Source organism: Bacillus sp. FSL K6-3458 (assembly GCF_038005045.1).
Lineage (GTDB): Bacteria > Bacillota > Bacilli > Bacillales > Bacillaceae > Bacillus > Bacillus altitudinis.
In genome coordinates this window covers 2,852,832-2,873,307 of the sequence record NZ_JBBOSI010000001.1, presented here as the reverse complement: position 1 = coordinate 2,873,307, position 20,476 = coordinate 2,852,832, and the positions used below count along the sequence as shown (strand labels likewise).

21 protein-coding genes are annotated in these 20,476 nt (G+C 39.0%); 14 read left to right on the top strand and 7 right to left on the bottom strand.

The window, feature by feature from the left end; genetic code table 11:
* Window positions 1-168 precede the first annotated feature (168 nt).
* Both MHH23_RS15175 and MHH23_RS15170 read left to right on the top strand, forming a co-directional pair.
* Window positions 169-1,287: a response regulator aspartate phosphatase gene (locus tag MHH23_RS15175; RefSeq protein WP_178897156.1), complete on the top strand. Its 1,119-nt coding sequence runs from the start codon at window positions 169-171 to the stop codon at window positions 1,285-1,287.
* 273 nt (window positions 1,288-1,560) lie between these two features.
* Window positions 1,561-2,391, top strand: coding sequence for an SMI1/KNR4 family protein (locus tag MHH23_RS15170; RefSeq protein ID WP_178897155.1), 831 nt, complete (start codon window positions 1,561-1,563; stop codon window positions 2,389-2,391).
* Between the two features lie 33 nt (window positions 2,392-2,424).
* Here the strand turns inward: MHH23_RS15170 and MHH23_RS15165 are convergent, their stop codons facing one another.
* Both MHH23_RS15165 and MHH23_RS15160 read right to left on the bottom strand, forming a co-directional pair.
* Window positions 2,425-3,300 carry a LysR family transcriptional regulator gene (locus MHH23_RS15165; protein WP_340959763.1) on the bottom strand — a complete coding sequence of 292 codons (876 nt, stop codon included), beginning with the start codon at window positions 3,298-3,300 and terminating at the stop codon, window positions 2,425-2,427.
* Between the two features lie 23 nt (window positions 3,301-3,323).
* Window positions 3,324-4,022, bottom strand: coding sequence for an aspartate/glutamate racemase family protein (locus tag MHH23_RS15160; RefSeq protein WP_047945578.1), 699 nt, complete (start codon window positions 4,020-4,022; stop codon window positions 3,324-3,326).
* 192 nt (window positions 4,023-4,214) lie between these two features.
* Here MHH23_RS15160 and MHH23_RS15155 point away from each other — a divergent pair, with 192 nt between their 5' ends.
* Window positions 4,215-4,739 carry a DinB family protein gene (locus tag MHH23_RS15155; protein WP_079919373.1) on the top strand — a complete coding sequence of 175 codons (525 nt, stop codon included), beginning with the start codon at window positions 4,215-4,217 and terminating at the stop codon, window positions 4,737-4,739.
* Window positions 4,740-4,743: 4 nt separating this feature from the next.
* Here the strand turns inward: MHH23_RS15155 and MHH23_RS15150 are convergent, their stop codons facing one another.
* Both MHH23_RS15150 and MHH23_RS15145 read right to left on the bottom strand, forming a co-directional pair.
* On the bottom strand, window positions 4,744-5,307 hold the full coding sequence (locus MHH23_RS15150) for a GNAT family N-acetyltransferase (RefSeq protein ID WP_047945580.1): 564 nt from the start codon (window positions 5,305-5,307) through the stop codon (window positions 4,744-4,746).
* Between the two features lie 16 nt (window positions 5,308-5,323).
* A complete protein-coding gene (locus MHH23_RS15145) occupies window positions 5,324-6,229 on the bottom strand; it encodes a LysR family transcriptional regulator (protein ID WP_019743043.1) in 906 nt (301 codons plus the stop codon).
* Between the two features lie 112 nt (window positions 6,230-6,341).
* Between MHH23_RS15145 and MHH23_RS15140 the strand changes: the two genes are divergently transcribed.
* The 4 genes from MHH23_RS15140 to MHH23_RS15125 all read left to right on the top strand — a co-directional run bounded on the left by MHH23_RS15140 (window position 6,342) and on the right by MHH23_RS15125 (window position 9,443).
* Window positions 6,342-7,499: an MFS transporter gene (locus tag MHH23_RS15140; protein WP_251210863.1), complete on the top strand. Its 1,158-nt coding sequence runs from the start codon at window positions 6,342-6,344 to the stop codon at window positions 7,497-7,499.
* A 231-nt stretch (window positions 7,500-7,730) separates the two neighbouring features.
* On the top strand, window positions 7,731-8,270 hold the full coding sequence (locus MHH23_RS15135; protein WP_235632433.1) for a TetR/AcrR family transcriptional regulator: 540 nt from the start codon (window positions 7,731-7,733) through the stop codon (window positions 8,268-8,270).
* Window positions 8,271-8,301: 31 nt separating this feature from the next.
* Window positions 8,302-8,721, top strand: a complete 420-nt coding sequence (locus tag MHH23_RS15130; RefSeq protein WP_039168787.1) for a GNAT family N-acetyltransferase — start codon at window positions 8,302-8,304, stop codon at window positions 8,719-8,721.
* 263 nt (window positions 8,722-8,984) lie between these two features.
* A complete protein-coding gene (locus MHH23_RS15125) occupies window positions 8,985-9,443 on the top strand; it encodes a GyrI-like domain-containing protein (protein WP_072367648.1) in 459 nt (152 codons plus the stop codon).
* A gap of 61 nt (window positions 9,444-9,504) precedes the next feature.
* Here MHH23_RS15125 and MHH23_RS15120 read toward each other — a convergent pair whose 3' ends face one another.
* Window positions 9,505-9,852: a YunG family protein gene (locus tag MHH23_RS15120; protein WP_072367649.1), complete on the bottom strand. Its 348-nt coding sequence runs from the start codon at window positions 9,850-9,852 to the stop codon at window positions 9,505-9,507.
* A 167-nt stretch (window positions 9,853-10,019) separates the two neighbouring features.
* On the opposite strand from MHH23_RS15120, the gene MHH23_RS15115 reads away from it, so the two are divergent.
* Window positions 10,020-10,625 carry a hypothetical protein gene (locus MHH23_RS15115; RefSeq protein ID WP_340959753.1) on the top strand — a complete coding sequence of 202 codons (606 nt, stop codon included), beginning with the start codon at window positions 10,020-10,022 and terminating at the stop codon, window positions 10,623-10,625.
* A gap of 182 nt (window positions 10,626-10,807) precedes the next feature.
* Entirely contained in the window at window positions 10,808-11,989 is a 1,182-nt protein-coding gene (gene alr / locus MHH23_RS15110; RefSeq protein WP_268431424.1) for an alanine racemase, read from the top strand.
* 74 nt (window positions 11,990-12,063) lie between these two features.
* Here the strand turns inward: alr and MHH23_RS15105 are convergent, their stop codons facing one another.
* Complete coding sequence (locus MHH23_RS15105; protein WP_159159568.1) at window positions 12,064-13,176, bottom strand: NAD(P)-dependent alcohol dehydrogenase; 1,113 nt, start codon at window positions 13,174-13,176, stop codon at window positions 12,064-12,066.
* Window positions 13,177-13,390: 214 nt separating this feature from the next.
* On the opposite strand from MHH23_RS15105, the gene MHH23_RS15100 reads away from it, so the two are divergent.
* The 4 genes from MHH23_RS15100 (at window position 13,391) to hag (MHH23_RS15085) (ending at window position 17,907) form a co-directional block, all read left to right on the top strand.
* Window positions 13,391-14,005 carry a TetR/AcrR family transcriptional regulator gene (locus tag MHH23_RS15100; RefSeq protein ID WP_159159569.1) on the top strand — a complete coding sequence of 205 codons (615 nt, stop codon included), beginning with the start codon at window positions 13,391-13,393 and terminating at the stop codon, window positions 14,003-14,005.
* A 133-nt stretch (window positions 14,006-14,138) separates the two neighbouring features.
* Window positions 14,139-15,611, top strand: a complete 1,473-nt coding sequence (locus MHH23_RS15095; RefSeq protein ID WP_326112541.1) for a Kelch repeat-containing protein — start codon at window positions 14,139-14,141, stop codon at window positions 15,609-15,611.
* A gap of 225 nt (window positions 15,612-15,836) precedes the next feature.
* Entirely contained in the window at window positions 15,837-16,703 is an 867-nt protein-coding gene (gene hag, locus MHH23_RS15090; protein ID WP_159159571.1) for a flagellin Hag, read from the top strand.
* A 283-nt stretch (window positions 16,704-16,986) separates the two neighbouring features.
* The gene (gene hag, locus MHH23_RS15085; RefSeq protein ID WP_041092274.1) at window positions 16,987-17,907 is read left to right on the top strand and encodes a flagellin Hag; all 921 of its coding nucleotides are present in this window, start codon (window positions 16,987-16,989) and stop codon (window positions 17,905-17,907) included.
* Window positions 17,908-17,934: 27 nt separating this feature from the next.
* Here the strand turns inward: hag (MHH23_RS15085) and MHH23_RS15080 are convergent, their stop codons facing one another.
* Window positions 17,935-19,404 (bottom strand): NAD(P)/FAD-dependent oxidoreductase, encoded by a 1,470-nt coding sequence (locus tag MHH23_RS15080; RefSeq protein WP_159159572.1) that lies wholly within the window; start codon window positions 19,402-19,404, stop codon window positions 17,935-17,937.
* 221 nt (window positions 19,405-19,625) lie between these two features.
* Here MHH23_RS15080 and MHH23_RS15075 point away from each other — a divergent pair, with 221 nt between their 5' ends.
* Window positions 19,626-20,450 (top strand): methyl-accepting chemotaxis protein, encoded by an 825-nt coding sequence (locus MHH23_RS15075; protein ID WP_019743472.1) that lies wholly within the window; start codon window positions 19,626-19,628, stop codon window positions 20,448-20,450.
* Window positions 20,451-20,476: the final 26 nt, after the last annotated feature.

Sequence of the window (20,476 nt, the reverse complement as noted above, 5' to 3'; positions counted from 1 at the left end):
GCAGACTGAAATGAGTCTGCCTTTTTGTTTTGTGATGAGAATGAAAATGTTCCAAAGGTTTACTAAGGCTATATTTGTTCTTTTTGCGGTTTCTTTTCGGTGCTTTGTAAATTCTTGTATGTGATAATAAATGTCATATAAGGGAGTTCAGTGGAAGGGGGATAAGGGATGGAGAAAGTTCTTTCTTCACATGTAGGTGTGAAAATCAATGAATGGTATAAAATGATTCGGCAATTCAGTGTACCTGATGCAGAGATTTTGAAAGCTGAGGTCGAACGAGAAATTGAACGAATGGAAGAGGATCAAGATCTGCTCATTTATTATCAATTGATGTGTTTTCGTCATCAGCTTATGCTCGATTATATTAAACCTTCAGAAAAACGATCGCCTTCTGTTTCTGAATTGGTTGATAAAATTGAGAATTCTAATCATCAACTTTCGGGTATGTTGCAATATTACAATGCTTTTTTTAGAGGAATGCATGAATTTAGTAAGAAAGAATATGTACAGGCTATTCAATATTACAAGATCGCTGAAAGGCAGCTTGCACTGGTTGTCGATGATATTGAGCAAGCGGAGTTTCACTTCAAGGTGGCTGAGGCCTACTATATTATGAAGCAAACGCATGTGTCTATGCATCACATCATAAAGGCGCTAGATATTTATAAAGAACATGAGCAGTATAAAGTTCGCCAAATTCAAAGTCTAATTGTCATTGCAGGAAATTATGATGATTTCATGAGATATGAAAAGTCGTTGCAACATTTAAAGACTGCTTATTCAATTGCTGTGGACGCAAACGATCAACGTTTAGTAGCAAAAACATTATTAAATATTGGTAATACATATGATAGGCAATCAAAGTATACAGAGGCAATAAAGCATTATAAAGAAGTGTTAGATGTCATTTCTTCGGAAAATAGTGACATAAAGCCAATCACTCTATTTAGTTTATGTTGGTCGCTGTACAAGTCTAATCAAAGTGATGAAGCGGATCTGCTCGTTGAAGATGGACTTATATATTCCTCAAAGGTAAATGATTCGCTAAGTGTCTTGTTATTTAAAGCATTAAAAGCTATTTATATGGATACTAATGAACAGGCTTTGAAAGAAGTGTTTGATATTTTTGAAGAAAAGAAACTACATGTCTATGTGGAAGCATTTGCTCAAAGTGTCGGGTTATTTTATGAAAAAAAAGGGGACTTTGAAAAAGCTGCCGAATATTACAGAAAGGCTCTTAAGGCTCAAAATGATATTCAAAAAGGAGAGTGTCTGTATGATTATTAAAAAATTACTAATCATTGTATCCATTGTATTGTTAAGTGTTTCAACAGTAGAAACTTTAAAAATCATTGAAACGAAATCAATTCGGAATACAACAATGGAGGAACAAAAATCAAATCGAAACATGACTATGATTGATCGAAATACAACCTCTGAAAACGTATAGACAAGATTAAAACAGACTTTAAGAGTCTGTTTTTTTATGAAGTAGAATGAGTAAATGAACAGTTGGTCAATGTTATACTTATCTCAGATAGATACGAGGAGGCATCCACTTTGAAGTCATTCTGGGAGAAAGAAGAAGAGAGTCCTTTTACGTTAGAAAAGATACATGAGGCACAAATTCGTGAAGCAGAGGGAACGCTTGGTGTCACTTTACCTGATACATACAAAAAACTCATTTTAGAATGGAATGGTGGTTTTACAGTTCGTAATGCTTTTCCAACCGATCGGCCGAATTCATGGGCAGAGGATCATGTTCAATTCGACCATCTAAGAGGAATTGCCAAAGATGATGGAATTATGAATAGCGCTCAGTTAAGTGATGAATTGGAGCTGCCAGAGGGACTTGTTTTCATCAGCGGGGAAGAAGATACATGGATCGCCATGGATTATCGAGAAACGAAGGAACATCCTCCTATTCACTATTTCGATTTAGAGCTGGAAGTAGATTTTAAGCTTTCAGATAGTTTCGATGAATTTGTTGAGCGGTTATATACAGCTGACGACGCCATGGTTGAAGTAATAGAGATTGAGGAGGAAGCTTCGGATTTATATATCAGTAAAGAAGAGCTTGAACACATTTTTGAGAGAGGAGACCTTCGTCAGCAGAATCTCTTCAAAATAGCGCATTATCCGATGGAAGACATTGAAGAGATCGCATGGTTTTTCATGCGCATGAAACAGTGCATCAAACAGATAAAAGATCAACATGTCTTGTATGAAACAGCTACTGCTATTCACTCCAACCTTCTGTTAAACCCAGATATGCCAAGGAATGACTGTATTAATCAAGAGCTGCAAGAAATGGCTGAATTTCTAGAAAATAGTGGAGATCCGAATACTGCCTTTTTGGGAGAGGGCATTCATCCAGTGAAAAAACGATAGTGAAAGAAAAAAAGCCCCTAAAAAGGGCTTTTTTTAATCTAATTCATGAAAAAATTGTTTGAGCTGATCAATGAAAACGGATTTGGATTTTCCTTTTTTATAAATGAACTCGATATTGATGTTGAAATTGATAGATGGATCGATAGAAATTTGTTTTAATGTTCCTTGTTTTACTTCATTTCTAACACAATGATGAGGAAGAAACGATAGTCCCATTCCTTGCATCACCAAATTTTTTGCAGTTTCCATATGATCAACCTCAATGGAAATGTTCGGTGTGATGTTGTTTTTTTGAAATAATCGGTGGAGCATCAACCAATCAAATGACCCATAGTCAAAGAAAATAAAAGGTTGTTCTTCTAGTTCTTTCATATTGATGTTGCCTAGGCTGGCGAGCGGGTGATGAGTTGGGACGAACAGCCCGATTGGATCGCTGAAAATCGGGATTGATTCAATTTGAGGATGTGTTTCAGTCCTGACAATGCCAAAGTCTACTTGGTTGTTAATCACTTTTTGGACAACATCCTTTGAATGTCCTGTTACAATTTTCACTTTCAGGTTTTCGTATTTTTCTTTTAGGGCGGGCAATATGTTAGGCAATAGATTATTGGAAATAGAGGATGCGCATCCAATCGTCAATTCATAAGGGATCATCGTTTGTTTGAGACTATGCTTTGCTTCTTGATAAGAATGGAGAATCTTTTTGGCATGCGGGTAAAACTGTTCACCTTTTTCCGTCAGAGATAATTTATTTCTCTGTCTATCAAATAATTTCAGATCTAATTCTTTTTCTAACGATTGAATACGTGCCGATACAGAAGGCTGGGTTAAATACAGTGCTTCTGCAGCTTTATTGATACTGCCTAGCTGGCATACATAAATAAACGCTTCTATATTCTCAATATTCATGTTATCCCCTTATATGACGTTCTTTAAATGTTTAGCTTTTCAAGCTCATACACTAATTTTACAGCTTCTTTCGCCAAAATGACAGTAGGGTCAATCACTTTCACAGCTTTGGTTGACCTTAGAACTAAAGGAATTTCTGTACAGCCGGCAATGATGGCTTCTGCTCCTTGATTGATTAAAATTTCTGCAGCTAACGCCAGTTCACTTTCGCCTTTACTCAATTTCCCTGCTTTCACGGCATAAATCCCATTCATCACGTTTTTCTGAAGAGTTTCACTAGGAGTCATGACATCAATCTTGTGATGGGCACAAGCCTTTTGATAGAGCTGGGTTTTTAATGTGCCATCAGTACATAGTAAGCCCACAGACGTATAGTGATGTTTGTTCAGGTGCTTTGCGGTTTCTAATGGCATATTCATGATAGGGATATGAGTGGATTGTTGTACGTTTTCTAAAAAGAAGTGAGCGGTATTGCATGCAATCAGAATAAAGTCCGCTCCTGCGCGTTCTAATCTTTTAGCTGATGCAATCATATATTCTGTAGGATCTTCGCCTTTCCCAAATATGGCATTGGTTCTATCAGGGATTTGCGGATAATTATCAGCAATCACATGGAGATGATCCTGATCTTTAATAGCTGGTGTATGAGAGATAATTTTTTTCATCAGATCAATCGTCGCTAAAGGGCCCATACCACCCATAATCCCAATCGTTGTAGACATCACTATCACCACATTTCATTTTTTTCTATTATAAAAAAAGAAAGGATGGTGAGTGTTATAGAAAAGTTCTATTTGTATATAGAAGGTTGATCAAAAGCACCTTTTATTTTCTTCTTTATCTGTTTTGCAGTATGAGTTGCAATCTAATCAAAAAACATTAGAATAAAGAAAAATTGATAAAGGAGCTACCATATGAATTTCAATTTGGATGAAGCTTTAGATATGTTGAGTCGAACTCCTCGTACATTAGAAAGTCTTTTGTCAGGTTTATCGAAGGATTGGCTTCACAGTCGTGAAGGGGAGGGAACGTGGAATCCCGTTGAAGTCATTGAACATTTGATTGAAGCAGAGAAATTCAACTGGATTCCCCGATTAAATGTCATTCTTGCTGATGGAGAGAATACCCCATTTCCTGCATTTGACCGCTACGCCCATTTGAATCAAACTGAAAGACAGATAGAACAAGCACTAGCAGAGTTTCATCATGTGCGGATGGAGAATGTGGCATACATTCAGCGTATGACACATTCAAGTCTTGATCTAGAGAAAAAGGGCGTCCATCCAGAATTCGGCGTCGTGCAAGTGAGCGAATTACTTTCTGCGTGGGTTGTCCATGATTTCACCCATATTTCCCAAATTGTTCGGGTCATGGCGGAACGATATCGAACCGATGTAGGACCGTGGAGCGCCTATTTAGGGATTTTGAATAGGAAATAAATGTTTAATGATGCTTAGCGGCCCACTCAGATTGAAGAATCGCATATTGATACTCATCGACCCAATGTCCTTTTGACATATAATTTTGTAGCAAATGTCCTTCGCGTCTCATGTCTAAACGTTCCAGCACTCGAATAGATTTTTCGTTTCGTACATCTGTAAAGGCAATGATTTTATGCTTGTTCAGTGTAGTGAAAATATATTCGATCATTGAATTCAAGGCTTCATGAATATAGCCCTTTCCTTGAAATTCAGGCGCGAGGGTAAATCCTATTTCAACGATTCTAGGCTCGCTGCCGAGTGTATGAATGGCGCAATCTCCTATCAACTGATTGGATTCAGATAAGGCAATCGCGTATTGAAACCACGTCCCTGGTTGATTAGGTTGTTGCGTCATTTGGTGTTGAACAAATGATTCAGCGTCTTCGTGCGTGTAGTTTTCCCAGGATTGAAATGTGGCAATAGAGGGATTTGATCGGTATTGATAAAATGCTTCAATATCTTGCTGATCAAACTGACGAATCACAACCCGGTTTGTTCTTGTAAATATGCTGTTTGCATTCTTCATGTGTTACCCTCACTTTTTAGTTTGTTCTTGATTTAAAAAAGTCTATTAGCCATTCAGATAGCTGTTTTTGCGCTTTGGTCACAAATCGATCGGCATAATACGTTAATTCAAGATGCCGAACAGGAGCAGGGGCAGAAATAGGGATAGAGACAATATTAGGCCATGCTGAATGTTGCTTTAACAGCCCTCTTGGCTGGATGGTGGCGCCGATCCCGGCTTCAACCAACTGCAATAATGAAGTGGCAGACCCAACATCCATGACCGTGTCCAATTCAAAACCGTGTTCTTTACATACGTCATCGACCAAATCTCTTCCTAGATAGCCTTTTGGATACATGACCAGTGCATGTTTTGTCAGCTCTTTTAGCGTCACTTCACGCCTTTTTGCCAGTTCACTGTCTGAATGAACAAACAATTCGTAGGGCTCATCGCCAAGAGGGATTTGAATCAGGCGTTTATCCGCAGGCCCGCGCAGCCCAATTCCGATATCGACTTTATGTGAGAGCACCTCGTCACGAACAAAGATGGTCGAAAAAGCCTTTAGGTTGATCTCTGGATACAGCGTTTTAAATTCTACAAAAAGCGGAACAAGCTGAAAGTCAAGATCAGAGGGAAGGACGGCAAGCCGAACGGTACCCCGCTGTTCAGATAACAGTTCTTTCATAGCATTTTTTGCATCTCGTTCAGCCTGAAGCATTTTCATGCCATATTGATAAAGGAGCGTACCAGCTTCAGTTGCAACTACTTTTTTACCGATTCGGTCAAAAAGCGGCATCCCAACTTCAGCTTCAAGCAGCTGAATCTGTTGGCTTAATGTAGGCTGTGATATACCTAGTTGCTCTGCAGCCTTTGTGAAATGTAAATGATCGAATACAGCCATAAAATAGGTAATGTGACGAGTATCCATATGCCATCCTTTCATTAATGATAGTATTTTCCTATCATCATAATACGAATTATTGTATTGATCAATGAATGAAGCGGATTTATACTCATAGTAACCTCAACAAGATGAGAGAGGAAGAAGAGTATTGATAAAAAAAATATTTTATTTAGCTGCTTTATTTTTAGCTGCCTTAAACTTGCGCCCAATCATTACATCCGTAGCTTCTATGATGAGCATGATTCAATCAGACCTTGGCGTTAGTGCACTCACGGCAAGTCTTTTAACCACTTTGCCGGTCTTGTGCATGGGAGTGTTTGCCCCTGTAGCAACGAAACTAAGCCGCCGGTTTGGATTAGAGAGAACCCTTTTTTTCTCGATTTTTCTTATCACAATTGCGACTGGACTGCGTGGTACAAGTCAAACAGTTACCATCCTTCTCATGACTGCTTTTGCAGGAGGAGTTGGAATTAGTTTTGCCGGACCATTGTTGTCTAGTTTTATTAAAAAGTATTTCCCGAAAAGTCCTGGGATTGTCAGTGTGTACTCTATATCGATGACAGTTGGAGCTGCACTTGCTTCGGGCTTGACCATTCCGATTTACCTTCGCAGTGAGCATAACCTTCCACTTGCGTTATCCTGCTGGGCGATTTTAGGCGTTATTGCCATGATTTTATGGCTCGGTCTAGCTCGTCAAAACCAACAAGCGGATCTTGCAGACGTGCCACTGAGATTACCGCTGCGAAACAAAAAAGCCATTCAATTCACCTTGTTCTTTGGCTTTATGTCTAGCATGTTCTATTCGTTAACAGCGTGGATTTCACCCATTGCGCTTGATTTTGGGAATAGTCCGCAGTATGCCGCCATGCTGCTTACGATATTTACACTCATTCAGATTCCGGTGGCATTACTCGTTCCAAACATCGTCAATCGTCTAGGAAAGCCGAAATTATTTCTGATCTTATGCAGTTTGTCAGAGCTGATTGGCCTCCTATTCCTTCTACTGCCAATGCCGATCCTGCCAGCTGTTATTTTTCTAGGGATTGGAGCAGGTGGATTATTTCCTTTGGCGCTTATGCTGCCTATTATTGAAACGCGTACGCCAGAAGAAGCCGGCACATGGTCAGCGATGTCGCAGATGGGCGGGTACATCATGGGAGGATTTGGTCCATTTTTAATCGGTTTGATTTTCGATATCAGCGGACATTTTCAAGCTGCTATTGTCGCAATGCTCGCCATCGTGGTGCTGATGATTGGTGTTCAGTTATCTATGAAGTTAGGGAAAAAACGTGAAGAGGTATCCAATTAAAGATCAGTATACCGCTGCTTTTATATCATCACTCAATTGAAATCGCCATAGCCTATTTCTAAGTAGGCTATGACGATTATTTTGCTCAATCGAAACAGATGCACCTGAATGAATTATCGTGAAAGAAATTTTTCAACTTTACGAGTGGCCATTTCTGCAGCCTCCATGATCATTTCACCTAATGAAGGAGGGGGAAAGAGGATGCCTTATCCGAAAGGTCATTAGTCAAAAGTGAGAGAGCAGATCATCGCTAGTGCTGCACGAGCATTTCGAACAAATGGCGTCCGTAATATCAGTTTGCCATACATTATGAAAGGAGCAGGTCTAACTCATGGAGGGTTTTACGCTCACTTTAAGAACAAGGATCAGTTGGTGATAGAGACTTTTCATTTTGCTATTACTGATACGATCAAGATGCTACAAAGTGTTGCAGACAAGAAGGCAGATCAGCCTCGAATTCAGACGATCATTGAATTTTATTTAAGTACCGTTCACCGTGATCAGACGGAAGTCGGCTGTATACTGCCTGCACTGGCAGGGGAGATTGCTCAATTATCGCAAGAGGTACGGAAAGCTTATACCGATGAATTGAAACGGTTTATGGCGTTTATAGCCGATACGGGAAACATAGATCACTCTAAGAGTTACGCACTAGTAAGCAGCATGATTGGTACAATTGCTCTTGCGCGTGCTGTCAATGACTCGCAGTTCAGTGATCAATTGTTATTGGCAGGCAGAACACAGGCAAAACACATTTTAGAAGCGAATTAACATTCAAATGAAAAACATAGGAGATGTTGCGATGTTTATTAGAGAAGCAAGCATAGAAGATTATCCACAATTAAGACAAATCTATTTAGAATCCCGACGTCAGAGCTTTCACTGGCTCAATACAGAAGAAATCAAACTGCAAGATTTTGATCAAGATACGCAGGAAGAGCAAATTTTCTTAGCTGAGGAGAACAATAAAATCCTTGGGTTCATCTCATTATATGTGCCAGATCGTTTTATTCATCTCTTGTTTGTACATCCAGAAGCTGCTGGTCAAGGGGCTGGCGATCTACTGCTTAAGCAAGCTATAAAAGTTTTGGGAACACCAGTCACCCTCAAATGTGTATCCGAAAATCACAAAGCTTTGTCTTTTTATCAAAAAAGAGGATGGAAGGCTGTTGTAGAGGAAGGGGAGCCTGGGGCGAAGTACTGGGTGCTTATTTATGAATAGAAATCATGTTATCTATCATTCACACGGCCCTTTATAGGGCCTTTTTGATTGTCAGTTTCTAAAAGCCATTTTTTCAAAGGAAAATCAATAACAAATGAGCGGCTAAAATCCGTTCTTTTTTATGCTTAAAAATTGGACATCTTATGAATGAGAATATGAGATTCCATTATTTTTTAATATCCTAATGCATTATATTTTAAAGGGTGTTACCGTTGGATGTAAGGAATGATTGGCCAATCTTCCAATAAGAGTTGGAGGGAATCATGAGTTACAAAATTGAAATGTTAACGAATATGAAAATGGTGTATATGAGAAATATAGGACCGTATGGCAGTAAAGAGAATGTGGAGATGATGAAGAAATTTAAAAAATGGATCAACGAACATCAATTCAATGATGAATTAAAGAAACATGGCATATACGGTGTCCCTCAAGATGATCCTGCAAGAACTTCACCTGAAAATTGCAGATATGACCTCATGTTCATGACAAATAGAGATTTCTCCAAAGATCAACTTGTTCAGACTGGTCATGTTGAAGGAGGAAAGTATGCTGTGTTTACGGTGACACATACAGCCGAAAAAGTGAATTTGTTTTGGAGACAATTACCTCAAATGATCCAACATAATCAATTGAACATACGCCATGCACCTATTATGGAGAGATATAGAGAAGATGAAGGCGAAGATAAGGTGTGTGAATTCTTACTGCCTATCTTTTAAACATTTTATCTAACTTTCATGAAAACAGACCTCTTGTGGTCTGTTTTCATGAATATAAAATCTATACGTTTAAATAATTTAGGACTCGTTCCTTTAAATAACGATATTGATCCTTATTCGTATCTTGAAATGCTTCTTCCCGATTTGAAGGTACATCCATATAAAAAATTTCTTCAGAGAATTGTGAAGAAGTAAAGTCAATTCTTGTTCCATTCACTACGTTGTAAAAGTGCCATCCGCTGGGTAATAAGGTCTTGTTTATTTTTCCGCCTAAAAGATCATGGACAACTAAAGAAGTGACGCCACATTGTCCGTTTGCTGGGTTGTCTTTACTCCATTTTGAACTAGATTGAGAGGACCAGGCTTTATATAAAGCATCAATGATTTCGTCTGTCGAGTAGAGGTTCATTTACTAAAGATCCTTTCTATTTAAAGAGTGAGATAAATATAGCATCTGTTTAGTCTATAGTAGATTTTCTTCATTTAAAAACCAATAAAACCTTTTCGTTGAAGCACTTGATCCAAATGATATACTATGGCTAAAACAATGAAAGGTCATGTCAGGAGGAGCATGGTGTGATATTCATCATAGGAATTGTAATCGCTTTTATTGTTGCTATTTTAGGCTTTACTGTTTTCGTAGGTAATGGGTTGGGAACGGCTTTTAGCATCATTGGGGGAATGGTCATTTTATTCATAGCGGGAAGGCTGCAAAGACAAAAAGAAAAGAATGATCCAAACATCTTATTAGATAAGATGATGATGCTCTTTCACGAAGACGGATTTCAGTCCTCAACATACATCTTTTCGCAAAATGTTGATAAAGGATTTGCGATTGATGACGAGCGAAAGAAAATGCGCTTTATTACACATCAACCTGGCGGCTCATCTCAGAAATTCAGGTTTGAAGTCACAGAGCTTTCCTTGAAAGAGTTGAAACAAGTTGACGTGTTAGAAGATGGTAAACCGATTGAACATTCTACTGAGAGTGATAATAATGAAGAGATTTCTACACTTCAATTAAGATTAACGATGAATGATCAAGAAGCATCAACGATCACGATCACCTTCCTGCAATTTGATGTGCCAGTTCGTAAGAGCACCGCTGAATATTTGATTGAACGAGAAAATTTGGAGGAGATTTATCATCAAATTAATTCGATGATGAAATCTGTATATTAACTAAATTCCTGTTCATAAAGAAGAAATCACATTTTGATGTGGTTTCTTTTTTTATCTCAATCAAGTTAAAGCCAGTCCAGTCATTGTAGTTGAATGTTTTTCTCAAAAATGAATAAAGATAGACTAGACACGAAAACGAACATTCATATTGAAATGACTCATGTCATGAGGAGGAAGCATACATGCAAAAGCTTTGCAGGGAAGTCTGGATCGAAGTCAATCTTGATGCGATTAAAAGAAATATCGAAGCGATTCAAGCGCATATTCCAAGAAAAAGTAAGATCATGGCTGTCGTGAAGGCGAATGCTTATGGACACGGTTCAGTGGAGGTAGCACGGCAGGCACTGGAAAGCGGTGCGACGGAGCTCGCAGTTGCTAGCTTAGAGGAAGGCATTGTGCTGCGAAGAGCAAAAATTGAAGCGCCGATTTTGGTTCTTGGATTTACACCGCTCGATTGTGTGAAAAGGGCCGCAGCCTGGAGAATTGATCTCTCCGGCCTTCGAGAAGACTGGATTGCTCAAGCAAATGAGATCTTAGCGGAAGAAGAAAGCCAGCGCTGGCTTGGGATTCATGTCAATGTTGACACGGGGATGGGGCGATTAGGTGTACGGACAAAGGAAGAGCTGTTAGCGGTGGTGAAGGCGCTTGAAAAGAGTGAAAACCTGAGGTGGGATGGAATATTTACGCATTTCTCCACTGCGGATGAGCCTGACCCTGATTTCACGTTGCTGCAGCACAGCATCTTCATTGATTTTCTTCGGTTCTTGAAAGAAGAAGGGATCAAACTGCCGACCGTACATATGAACAATACAGCTGCTTCGATTGCGTTTCCTGAATTTAGCGCCGATATGATCCGGCTTGGCATCGGACTTTATGGATTGTATCCCTCGCAATACATTAAAAGCTTAGACGCTGTTCAGCTAGAGCCCGCTCTCAGTTTAAAAGCAAGAATTGCGTTCGTGAAGAAAATGGTGACAAAGCCAAGAACGGTCAGCTATGGGGCAACCTATGTGGCAAAGCCTGACGAAGTCATTGCGACCATACCGATTGGTTATGCAGATGGGTACTCACGTGCTTTATCTAATCGAGGGTTTATGCTTTTCCGCGGAGAAAGAATGCCGATTGCTGGCCGAGTCACAATGGATATGACGATGATCAGCTTAGGAGAGATGAAAGCAAAGCAAGGCGAGGAAGTCGTCATTTATGGCCGTCAAAAGGGCGGAGAAATTTCTGTTGATGAAATTGCTGAAATGCTCAATACGATTAACTATGAAGTCATTGCAACATTAAGCCGCCGTGTTCCAAGGTTTTATCGTCGAGGCGGGAAGATTATTAAAATATCGACGCCGGTGATGTATGTGTGAAAGTAAGGACAGCATGAAAGTCCAAAAATCCCCCTTTATAAAGGGGGATTTTGAGTTTCACGTCTTATTTCGGCTTAAGCTCGATACTCTTTATCTAAAATAAGAATTGGTTTAATCGTAGATCCGTTTTTAGAATCTTCAAAGGCTTGTTCAATCTCTTCTAATTCGTAGAATTTTGCTAGTTTCTCAACTGGGAATTGTCCATTTTTAAAGAACTTGACTAGTTTAGGAATGAATAGTTGAGGAACGGCATCGCCTTCTATCACTCCTTTTAACGTGAGCGCATTGAGCATGAGATCATTGGTCACATTAAACGTTAAATCGTGCTTTCCTACTGCTACTGTTGCACAAGTTCCTTTGACACGCAGGCAGTGAAGGGCAGCTAGCGTGACTTCTGGTACTCCAGTTGTTTCAAATGAGTAATGTGCCCCTTTTCCTTCTGTGATTTCCTTCACTTTTTCAGCTGGGTTCTCATGTTTACTGTTGATGACATGTGTTGCACCTAATTCTTTTGCTAGCTCAAGGCGGCTATCATGGATATCAACGGCAATTATCGGATCACAGCCTGCAATTTTTGCTGCCATTAACCCACTTAAACCAACAGCACCTGTACCGAACACAACAAAGCTTGTACCTGGAGCTGGAGCAAGTGAATTTAAGACAGTACCGCTCCCAGTCATTAAGCCGCAACCGAATGGTCCTAAATAACGTAAATCAGTTTCTTTGTCTACTTTCACCACATTTTTCTCATCAACCGTTGCATATGTACCAAATGACGATTGACCAAAAAATTGTGATACATCTTGATGATCATGTGTATGGATAGGCGTTTCATTATGTTTATTACGACCAGAAAAATTCAGTGGAATCATGTTTTCACATCCACCAGCGTTCCCGTCAAGACAATTATGGCAATGACCGCAATAAGCGAAACCAAGTACAACGTGGTCTCCTTCTTGAACGGTTGTGACATTAGAACCTGCTTTTACGACAATGCCAGAGCCTTCATGTCCTAATAAAGCAGGACGTGGGACAGGGAGCGTACCATCTAATACTGTGGCATCTGTATGACAAACGCCAGATGCAACGATTTTGACAAGCACTTCATCTGCTTTTGGATCATCTAGTAATAGTGTTTGTTTCTCGAAATCTTTTTCATTTGTTGTGACCATCGCTTGAATTTCCATATCATGTGCCCTCACTTTTTGTATAGTATGATATTCTGAAGAAAGGTTAGATCAAATGTCACAAAAAATTCATTTCTTTATGACTAAGTTGATTGTAGGACGAAAGATTTTCCGTTTCAATCAGCAAAAAATCTTTTTTGTATAGGTTTTCAACACAAATAAATTTATGTATATCTAATCAACATTTATTAAAAAGTGTCTAAAGGAGGGGCCCATGATCAAAAAAGAGGATCGCCGTGTTGAGCGAACAAAAGAAACACTTCGTCAAACATTCAAAATACTAGTAAAAGAAAAAGGATATTCGCACGTAAAAGTGAAGGATATTGTGGAAAAGGCAAACTATAATCGGACGACGTTTTATGTGCATTATGAAAGTAAAGATGAATTAGCAGCAGATGTTATTCACCGGGAAATGGTAGATTTCGAATATGAATTTTGTAAGCCGACTCGTGAAAATCCACTGTTGGATTTAACTCGCATGAAACCAGAGGGCACCGATGTATTTCAATATATCGTTGAAAATCGCGACTATTATGATTTATTAGTGATGGAAGACCGAATTCCCCACATACAAGAACAATTGCTTAAGAAAATACAATATATTTTTCAAAATAGAATGTCATTTGTGAGTGATCAGTATGCAGAAATCAACGACAGTTATTTTGTCCAGTATCGTTCATACGGCATCTTTGGTTTTATCATTGAATGGATCAGAAATGACTACAATGCATCTCCCTCAGAAATGGCACGACGTATTATCAATTTATTATATATTCAATCCTCACTCATGATTCAGTTGAAAAATGAAGAAGCGATTATGAAAAGGTAATGCTTAGGCCGCATCTCTAGCGCACAACATTTTGAATGTATATAAAGTTATATTTAAAACTTCTTTAAATTGTAAACTTTGTAAAAAATAGAACGATAAAAGGAGGGAACATAACGAGTTGGAGGAATAGAAAATGAAAAAAAGGTTTTTATTATTTATCACGGTACTCCTATTAATGAGTACTCTTAGTCCATTTAAAGCAAATGCAGAAAATTCAATTGGATGGACGAAACGAGCTGATTTACCAGAAGAACGTATTAATGCTGGTGTGGGCGTTGTTGATGGGAAAATTTATGTATTTGGTGGAGCTAGTGAAAAAAATAAGTTAAATAACCAAACATTTATGTATGATCCAAAAAAAGATGTTTGGGAAGAGAAAGCCAGTATGCCAAGAAATAGAACAGGCGGTACTTACGCTACTGTAGGTAAAAAAATCTATCTAATAGGTGGAATTAATGAAGAGACAGAAGTAGCTTATAACACTATAGATATTTATGATGCAGAACTTGATCAGTGGGCTGAAGAGCCGATTCGAATTCCAAGAGAGCCGGTTTTTTCAGCTTATAGTAAAGGAACTTTACAAGCAGTTGCAGTGAAAGAGAAGATATATATTGTATCTTCAAAAAACTCATATAAGAATAATGTCTATGAATACAATACAGTCTCTGGTGAATGGAAGAGCTTGAACTCATCGGGTTTACCATCTCGGAATGGGAGAGCCATTTCTGCAATTGACGGAAATATATATGTTGCAGGTGGCGAAAATTCGATAGGGCATAGTAGAGAAAAGTATTTGTTTCAGTATGATATTTCAACAGATACTTGGAAGAGATTAATTGATGTTCAGTTAACATCTTATACATATGAACCCTCCTATGAAACTTACAACGGCAAGTTCTTTATTATTGGTGGGCAATTATATGGTGATAGTTCAAAAAATATGGTAAACAAAGTTCAGATTTTCAATCCAAAAGATGGCCAATTTAAAAATTCAGCATATGATTTACCAGAAGGTAGAGTATCAGCTGTCGCAGCAATTGTTGATGACCAATTGTATGTCATTGGCGGACGTAACTATTCGGAATCTATGAGACATCTTTCTGTGAAAAGTGATTACAGATCCGTGATTTCTATTTCATTAAAAGACTTACAAGTGACTGAGGACGAAACAAAGCCGGATGATGGGATAGCAGAAGACCCAAAGGATCAAGACGGGACACAGCCAGGTGATGATACAACAGAAGAACCGAAAGATCAGGACGGGACACAGCCAGGTGATGATACAACAGAAGAACCGAAAGATCAGGACGGGACACAGCCAGGTGACGGCACAACAGAAGAGCCGAAAGACCAAGATGGAACAAAACCAGGAGAAGAAACTGTAAAAGGTATACTTTCCATTACCATGATCAATGGGTTACAAAAGGATTATCTGCTCTCAATGAAAGAAATCAACGATTTTCTTAATTGGTATAAAGAAAGAAGCTTTGGAATCGGAATAAACTTTTATGAGATCAATGATGAACACAATAAAGAACCTTTCACAAGTAAGAAAGATTACGTGGTGTACCAAAATATCTTAATGTTTGATATCAAGCAATATTAATAAAATGAAAGCTGCTGATAATAGATTAGCAGCTTTTTATATTTTACATTATTGTTAAAATTAGGATGAACATCATAAAAAAATAAGATATTTTTTTAAAAATCTGCTAAACATCCCATAACCACGTCCGATAATAGAATTGTCAGGGTTGATAAGCCCTAGAATAAAGGACTTTTTTCAGACAAGGACGTCTGTCAGGTCCCACATACATGGAGGTAATAGGAAATGAGAATTAACCACAATATCGCAGCACTTAACACTTTAAACCGTTTGTCTGCAAACAACAGTGCGAGCCAAAAGAACATGGAGAAACTTTCTTCTGGTCTTAAAATCAACCGTGCTGGAGATGACGCAGCAGGTCTTGCAATCTCTGAAAAAATGCGTGGACAAATCCGCGGATTAGAAATGGCTTCTAAAAACGCACAAGACGGTATCTCTCTTATCCAAATCGCTGAAGGTGCATTGACTGAAACTCACTCAATTCTTCAACGTGTTCGTGAACTTGTTGTTCAAGCTGGAAACACAGGTACACAAGATGATACAGATCTAAGTTCAATTCAAGAAGAAATCAAAGCTTTAATTGAAGAAGTCGGTGGAGAAACTGGAAGTAAAGGTATTGCTGATCGTACTCAATTCAACGGTAAAGACCTTTTAGATGGTTCTTTTGCTAGTGGTACAGCTGATTTAGTATTCCAAATTGGAGCTAATGGTGGCCAACAACTGACTGTAAACATTGACAGCATGAAAGCAGCTGATTTAGGAAGTGCGACAGTAAAAATCAGTGATATTGATGTAACTGCTTTCGCAACTACATCTTTTGATAACCAACTTGCTGGAATTGATGAAGCTATCAACCAAGTATCAACTCAACGTGCTAAACTAGGTGCGGTTCAAAACCGTCTAGAGCACACAATCAACAACCTTGGTGCTTCTTCTGAAAACTTAACAGCTGCTGAGTCTCGTATCCGTGACGTTGACATGGCGAAAGAAATGAGTGAGTTCACTAAGAACAACATTCTTTCTCAAGCTTCTCAAGCAATGCTTGCACAAGCGAACCAACAGCCACAAAACGTACTTCAATTACTACGTTAATGAAAGGCCCCTTAATGGGGCTTTTTTTTATGCTCTTTTTTCTCCTTCTCTTCACTTGTGATTCTTTAATCCCTCTATTAAATCATGAAAAACGACCTTTAAATTTGGCATACTCTAGCGAAACGATCATATTGAATGAGACTTTCCCCTTATTTATTCCTTTTTTGTTAAACATATTCCATTAAAGTTCGATAAATGGATTGTAAGGCTTACAGAAAAATTCTAATTTAGAACTTTTAGACATGGATGTCTAATTGGTTCAAACACATGGAGGTCATTTAATATGAGAATTAACCACAATATCGCAGCACTTAACACATTGAATCGTCTTTCTACTAACAACGGTTCAAGCCAAAAGAACATGGAGAAACTTTCTTCTGGTCTTCGCATTAATCGCGCAGGGGATGACGCAGCAGGTCTTGCGATCTCTGAAAAAATGAGAAGTCAAATCCGTGGTCTAGAAATGGCTACTAAAAACTCTCAAGATGGTATCTCTCTTATTCAAACGGCTGAAGGCGCATTGACTGAATCTCATGCGATACTTCAACGTATTCGTGAGCTAGTTGTTCAAGCTGGGAACACAGGTACACAGCAGGAAGAAGATTTAGCATCCATTCAAGATGAAATCTCAAACTTGCAAGATGAGATTACAAGTATTTCTACTCGTACAGAGTTTAACGGGAAGAAATTATTAGATGGAACTTATTCGTCTAAGGGTGCTGATGACGGTGGTGAGGCACAAAGCCTTGTATTCCAAATCGGTGCAAACGCAACACAACAAATTACACTTAACATCGAAAACATGGGTGCTTCAGTTTTAGGTACAGATGGGACGGCTGAAGGTGAAGATGGAGCCGGTTCTGTTGCTGGAATCGATGTGACAAAATTTATTAGTGCAAGTGGTGAAGATGGCGAGGAAGCTGCTGGATTTGATGCACAACTTGGTATTATTGAAACAGCTATTAAGCAAGTGTCTGCTCAGCGATCTAAGCTTGGTGCAGTCCAAAACCGTCTAGAGCACACAATCAACAACCTTAGCGCTTCTGCTGAAAACTTAACAGCTGCTGAGTCTCGTATTCGTGACGTTGATATGGCGAAAGAAATGAGTGAGTTCACAAAGAACAACATTCTTTCTCAAGCTTCTCAAGCAATGCTTGCACAAGCGAACCAACAGCCACAAAACGTACTTCAATTATTACGTTAATTAAAAGCCCCCTTTGAGGGGCTTTTTTTATGTTGATTTTAGCAACAGATGTAATTGAAAATCTGGAACAGCTTCATAGAAGAAAGCTCGATTTAATTCATCATTCTTTTGATCCCACCTATGCCACCAGTGGCCGACCTCACCAGTGAAGTCAGCTTGAATCATGTCTTGCAGCTGCTCTAGGTTGATGATTTTTCTCGGTTCTATTAAGAATGAATGCATACGATGATACGCCTCAAGGTATTTAGGTTGTTTTGTTTGAACGGCATATTGTACATAATAATTGAAAAATTCTTGTACAAATGTCAGATGGGAAATGGGGGTTCCTTTTAACTCGACGCCTTCCCATGCCATATCCGCAATTGCACAAAGCCACCAGCCAAGCTCATTGGCATGCTGCATTTGTTGTAAGGTATGCCGTTCAAAAGAAATAAGCCCATCTTCTTGTGCTTGTTTGAGCATACGCTCAAGTGTCTGTGCCTCAAGAGCTGCCTTTGTCATTCCCTGACCATGTATTGGATCTAATGTGCATAAGGCATCACCCATGACCAATAAGCCGCTTGGCCAATCTTCCATTTGTTCATAGTGGTTTCTGACACAAGCCGGAACTCTAAATCCTTTTGGTTTCGTATAGGGAATTAAATGAGTGATGGCTTCTGCTATCGAGGGATTGGTCAGCCTAGCGGTCTCTACATCAAACTGATCAGCGTCCGTTGTTGGATAATGAGAGCCGCCAGCTGCTGAGAGAAGAACCGCTGCTAAATCATGATCTACACGTTCAAACAGTCCTGTTGGAATTTTTTTATTTGGCTGTCCAACGATGACCATTGGTTCTAGGTTCGGTGCCTCAGATGGTATTTGGTAGTATCTTGTGCTATAGCCAAGAGACACGATTAGCTCATCTGTCTGCGGCAAGGTTCGTCCTGCGCTTTTCAGCCATTTTGGCAATTTAGACATTCTTCCAGACGTATCAATGACTAAGTCCGCACTTATTTTGTTGATGATTCCAGGCTTTATTCTCCGATCTTTGACCTGTAATCCACTCACTTTAGTCGTTTCTTCTTCAAAAAGAAGAGCGATCGCTTCATGTTTTTCTAAAAATTGAACACGATCCTCACGTAACATTCTTTGCATCAGCACCCACTCTAGCATGGCACGTCGTGTGACAGCTGTTTCTTCAGTATCAGTGAGTACTAACTCGCCATCTTTTGTCATAAATCGAGATGTCTGATGCCGTGTGTTGTACCCGCCCAATTCTAGTAATTCTTTTGTATAACCAGGAAATAGACGTTCCACTATTTGTTTGCCTAGTGGCAGCATTCTATGTGGATGAAAAGCTTGAGGCGTGCCAAGACGATTTTCAGGAGCGTCTGGCAATTCGTCCTTTTCAATGATCAATACTTCAAGGTAAAAACTTGATAAAACCTTTGCAGCGAGCATTCCCGTTATTCCGCCTCCGATGACGATCGCCCGCTCATACTTCATGGGTTGTGTCACAACATGCGCCTCCAGTGAATATATAAAATGGTTACATGACCATTTCATCATATGTTGATTTTCTAAGTATAGCAAATTCTCGTTTTTTTGAATATAGAAAGGAATTGGCATACTTTTTACTCGTAAATATGAAAAAAACTTCAATCTTGATCATTATTTTTAAAAAACAATAATCAAATTTAAGAGGAATGACCGATAAATACATTAAGGGGGTAGAGAAGATGGATATACTACAGAGTATTGTAACAGCAGCACCTTATATGATGAAGATTTTAAAAGATGAAGTGACGATGGGGGTCATTGATCGAGAAAAATTCTTGCTGTATTTGCCATCAAAAGATGTGGATTTTCAAATACGGACAGGAGATCCCATTAAACCAGATGATCAGAATATGAAAAATGCGCTTAGAGGCGAAACATCAAGTACATTTGTACCTGAATCGGTGTATGGGACGCCTTTAAATGCAATGGGATTGCCGATTTTCGATGAAAATCAACAAGTCATTGGTGCAATCGCTTTAGGTTTTCCGCTTAAAAATCAAATAGAGCTTGAGGCGTATATGGAGTCATTGAACGACATCATTCAAAGTATTCAAGAAAAAGTGCATGTGGTGGCGGCTCATTCAGAAGAGCTCTCTGCGACAAGTGAGGAAATGACATTCCAAACACAGCAAACACTTGAAAGCTCGAAAAAAACTTCAGATATTACAAAAATGATCAAAGGTATCTCTAAACAAACGAGTTTGCTAGGATTGAATGCTTCAATTGAAGCGGCCAGGGCAGGGAAAGAGGGGGCGGGTTTTAGTGTGGTAGCGAGCGAGGTTCAAAAACTCTCAAGCGAAACCTCACGTGCAACAGAAAACATAGAAAGCTCATTGCAAGGGATTTCCTCTAATATACATACGTTACTTGAGAGTATGGGCCATATGAAAGGGTCATCTTCAGAACAGGCTTTATTAGTGACGGAGTTTAGTGAAATTGTAGACAGGTTGACGACGGTTAGCAAAGAAATGAAAGAATTTATGCAAAAGGTGATGTCAACGTAAAAAACGAATCCAAAAAGGGTTCGTTT

What these genes read in the sequence shown, in the direction of transcription:
- MHH23_RS15175 (WP_178897156.1), top strand. Translation starts at nt 169, where the DNA reads ATGGAGAAAGTTCTTTCTTCACATGTAGGTGTGAAAATCAATGAATGG.
- MHH23_RS15165 (WP_340959763.1), bottom strand. Translation starts at nt 3,300, where the DNA reads ATGAATATTGAGAATATAGAAGCGTTTATTTATGTATGCCAGCTAGGC.
- MHH23_RS15160 (WP_047945578.1), bottom strand. Translation starts at nt 4,022, where the DNA reads ATGTCTACAACGATTGGGATTATGGGTGGTATGGGCCCTTTAGCGACG.
- MHH23_RS15155 (WP_079919373.1), top strand. Translation starts at nt 4,215, where the DNA reads ATGAATTTCAATTTGGATGAAGCTTTAGATATGTTGAGTCGAACTCCT.
- MHH23_RS15150 (WP_047945580.1), bottom strand. Translation starts at nt 5,307, where the DNA reads ATGAAGAATGCAAACAGCATATTTACAAGAACAAACCGGGTTGTGATT.
- MHH23_RS15145 (WP_019743043.1), bottom strand. Translation starts at nt 6,229, where the DNA reads ATGAAAGGATGGCATATGGATACTCGTCACATTACCTATTTTATGGCT.
- MHH23_RS15130 (WP_039168787.1), top strand. Translation starts at nt 8,302, where the DNA reads ATGTTTATTAGAGAAGCAAGCATAGAAGATTATCCACAATTAAGACAA.
- MHH23_RS15125 (WP_072367648.1), top strand. Translation starts at nt 8,985, where the DNA reads ATGAGTTACAAAATTGAAATGTTAACGAATATGAAAATGGTGTATATG.
- MHH23_RS15120 (WP_072367649.1), bottom strand. Translation starts at nt 9,852, where the DNA reads ATGAACCTCTACTCGACAGACGAAATCATTGATGCTTTATATAAAGCC.
- alr (WP_268431424.1), top strand. Translation starts at nt 10,808, where the DNA reads ATGCAAAAGCTTTGCAGGGAAGTCTGGATCGAAGTCAATCTTGATGCG.
- MHH23_RS15105 (WP_159159568.1), bottom strand. Translation starts at nt 13,176, where the DNA reads ATGGAAATTCAAGCGATGGTCACAACAAATGAAAAAGATTTCGAGAAA.
- MHH23_RS15100 (WP_159159569.1), top strand. Translation starts at nt 13,391, where the DNA reads ATGATCAAAAAAGAGGATCGCCGTGTTGAGCGAACAAAAGAAACACTT.
- MHH23_RS15095 (WP_326112541.1), top strand. Translation starts at nt 14,139, where the DNA reads ATGAAAAAAAGGTTTTTATTATTTATCACGGTACTCCTATTAATGAGT.
- hag (WP_159159571.1), top strand. Translation starts at nt 15,837, where the DNA reads ATGAGAATTAACCACAATATCGCAGCACTTAACACTTTAAACCGTTTG.
- hag (WP_041092274.1), top strand. Translation starts at nt 16,987, where the DNA reads ATGAGAATTAACCACAATATCGCAGCACTTAACACATTGAATCGTCTT.
- MHH23_RS15075 (WP_019743472.1), top strand. Translation starts at nt 19,626, where the DNA reads ATGGATATACTACAGAGTATTGTAACAGCAGCACCTTATATGATGAAG.